The 2802-nt window shown below is 33.0% G+C and carries 3 protein-coding genes; all 3 read left to right on the plus strand.

Annotated features, from left to right (window positions below; translation table 11 throughout):
- Positions 1–914 (plus strand): RHS repeat-associated core domain-containing protein (locus X919_RS15890; protein ID WP_155949653.1); only part of this gene is annotated, 914 nt, incomplete at its 5' end.
- 54 nt (positions 915–968) lie between these two features.
- Entirely contained in the window at positions 969–1532 is a 564-nt protein-coding gene (locus tag X919_RS0103845; protein WP_028899095.1) for a hypothetical protein, read from the plus strand.
- Between the two features lie 372 nt (positions 1533–1904).
- Positions 1905–2273 (plus strand): hypothetical protein, encoded by a 369-nt coding sequence (locus X919_RS0103850; protein ID WP_028899096.1) that lies wholly within the window; start codon positions 1905–1907, stop codon positions 2271–2273.
- Positions 2274–2802: the final 529 nt, after the last annotated feature.

Raw genomic sequence — 2802 nt, forward strand, 5'->3', positions numbered from 1 at the left:
ACTACAAGGCGTTTGACTTGCCTTATAATGGTAAGGACAATGACGACTACGAGAAGATGCAGTTCTACTATCACCCTGACCACTTGGGCAGCAGTAGTTACATCACCAACTTGGACGGCGAAGTATCACAGCACATCGAGTATGTGCCGTTCGGTGAGGTGTTCATAGAAGAACGCAACAACACTTGGAATACGCCTTACCTCTTCAACGCAAAGGAGCTGGATGAGGAGACGGGGATGTATTACTATGGTGCGAGGTACTATGAGCCGAGATTGAGTTTGTGGATGAGTACGGACCCAAGATCAGAAGAAGCACCTGAAGCATCCTCATATACTTATTCTCATAATGCGCCTACAGGAAGAGTTGATTTTGATGGAAAATGGGATATTAAAGTTTCTGCTTCATCAGACAGAGCAAACCATCCATATGCTATATATGCTGTATATGACAGAAATGGAAATCTAATTTACAAGACAGTTGTAAAAGTACTTGGAAATTATCGAAAAAGGAATAGTTCTAATGCAGATACCCCTCAAGGAAAATATAAAATATTGGGATGGAGAAAAACTGGAACAAAGCATTATCCAACTATATCTTTTGGTCCTAATGACCTACTGGCTTTAGAGTACCAAGGTGGTGAAGGGGGATCTAGACAAGGAATGCACACACATGGAGGCCGTAGGCAAAAGCCTGATTTGATGGGAACACATGGGTGTATGCGAATGGCAGATGCTGACATCAAGGAACTTAAAGAAATAGTTACACAATTAGAAAAAAATGATCCCAACGAGAAAAAAGGATTCCTTACGCTGAAAGATGATTTGCAAGTTCCTGTCAGCTATAATGATAGAGATAAAATTAAAGAAGAAGTAAACGAAATGAAATCCTACGAGTGCCTGAAGTTGTTGTCATAGGTCATAGAACTCAAAAGGTCGAAAAGAACGAAACAGAGAAAGGAGGAACAAAATATGAGACAGAACAATAAAAACACCCTGCTTCAAATGATTCTGTTATGTTTTTGGGGAGTTACAAGTTGTAATAATAATTCTAAAAACACCTTTACAGCAACACAACGGAAAACGGATTTTGATAAAGATACAGTTCTGAAAAAGGAAACAAGTAAAGACATCAGTATAAAGTCTGATGATAGCCTTTTTGTGCAAAGAATTATTGATGGAAACTTTTTTCAAGAGAAATTTTCTACAGAACAGGACTATGCTCTAGTCGTAAAACATTGTTTTGCACATACCGATGAACAATATGATGAAACTTTTGCTGATGGTTTGAGCCATATGCTGGTCAAATATCCCGACAAAATAAAAGGAATACAAAAAGCTATAAGTTTACTTCCTATCGAACAACAAAGCAAGGCTAATCATAATATGATGATTTATATCGTATCTTCATGGATAATGGAAAACTATACAGATTCCATCAATTTAGATATGTTCTATCAATCATATCCTTTTTTCAGGAAAGCCCCTGAAATTGAGAATATTTTGAAAGAACAGTTTAATAATGGAGTAAGATAAATGACTTTGTCGTTAGAAAATATACATAGCATTTCTAGTAATGCATCAAATTGGGAGTTATCATCATAATAATATGATTATCAATAAATTCTTTAAATGTTAGGCGTAGAGGCAGGGATAAATTCTCTGCCTTTTGCTATATTTGTAACTCCAAAACAAAGAAAAATGAATAAAATAAAAAGAGAAGAAAGAGAGAACTTACACACTTTTTTAGATACTACCTAAGGATGTTCATCATTACCCTTATATGGGTATTAAAAGCCGTGAGCAATAAACAGGAAAGAATAATGTTAAATAATTGATTGCCCCAACAATTAAAGAGTATAGAACATAGTAGAAGTACAACAAATTTGGAAAATTTATTAAGAAAAAATGATGAAAATTATTATTTGCTTGTTATTAGTATTTACATGTATTACCTGTAATAAGGGTATAATTACCCTTACAGATAATACTAGAGGTACAAATAAAAAACAACCATACTATTCGGAGTCTGATAGCATTTTTATAAACAAAACAGGAAAGTATGCTTTAATTGTAAAGAGTGAATATAGCAAGGATACTTTAGATATCTTAGATTATCAAGAAGATCCATATTCAACTCCTATCATTCTAAAACAGGTACTTGTTTTTACAGCTAATGATACAATTTTAAAAGAGTATAAACTCCCAATAGCAAATACAAAAAAAAAGAACTATAAATGGCATATTTTTAAATGTATTACAAACGCCTATTTATGAGATAGGAATTGTAAAATCAAAAAAAAGCATTTACTATACTATTTGGGGATCTGATTATTGCAATGGACCCGATTGTCTGGAATTTATAGGAATATATAATTATAAAGGCGATACTATATTTGAAGGAATTACTAATAGTAACAAAGAAAGATTTAAAAAGATATTGTGCAAGCATAAAATAGATATAAATAAAAAATTAGATACTAAAGAAATAAACATTAAAGGTAATGCTCAAAATCAGAAGTTACTAAAATAAAAAGAACAATAAACGTGGCACGAAAACGTAATCCACAATAGTGATAGAAAACAGAATGTATAACATTAAAACTGCAAGTCTATGGTAAACCATATATAGATTGTTCGTCATTACCCTTATATGGGTTTTAAAAGCCGTGAGCAATAAACAGGAAAGAGCGACGTTACATAAGTGATAACCATAAACAATAAGAAGTTATGATTGAATTTGAAGTAAAATCAAAAAAGCAGTATATATCGGTGAACATAAGAGAAAGACCCAGACGCATCCCGT

The organism is Prevotella sp. HJM029, from assembly GCF_000599605.1.
GTDB lineage: Bacteria > Bacteroidota > Bacteroidia > Bacteroidales > Bacteroidaceae > Prevotella.

Excerpts from the sequence above, each read along its gene's own strand:
- X919_RS0103845 (WP_028899095.1), top strand. The coding sequence starts at position 969 with ATGAGACAGAACAATAAAAACACCCTGCTTCAAATGATTCTGTTATGT.
- X919_RS0103850 (WP_028899096.1), top strand. The coding sequence starts at position 1,905 with ATGATGAAAATTATTATTTGCTTGTTATTAGTATTTACATGTATTACC.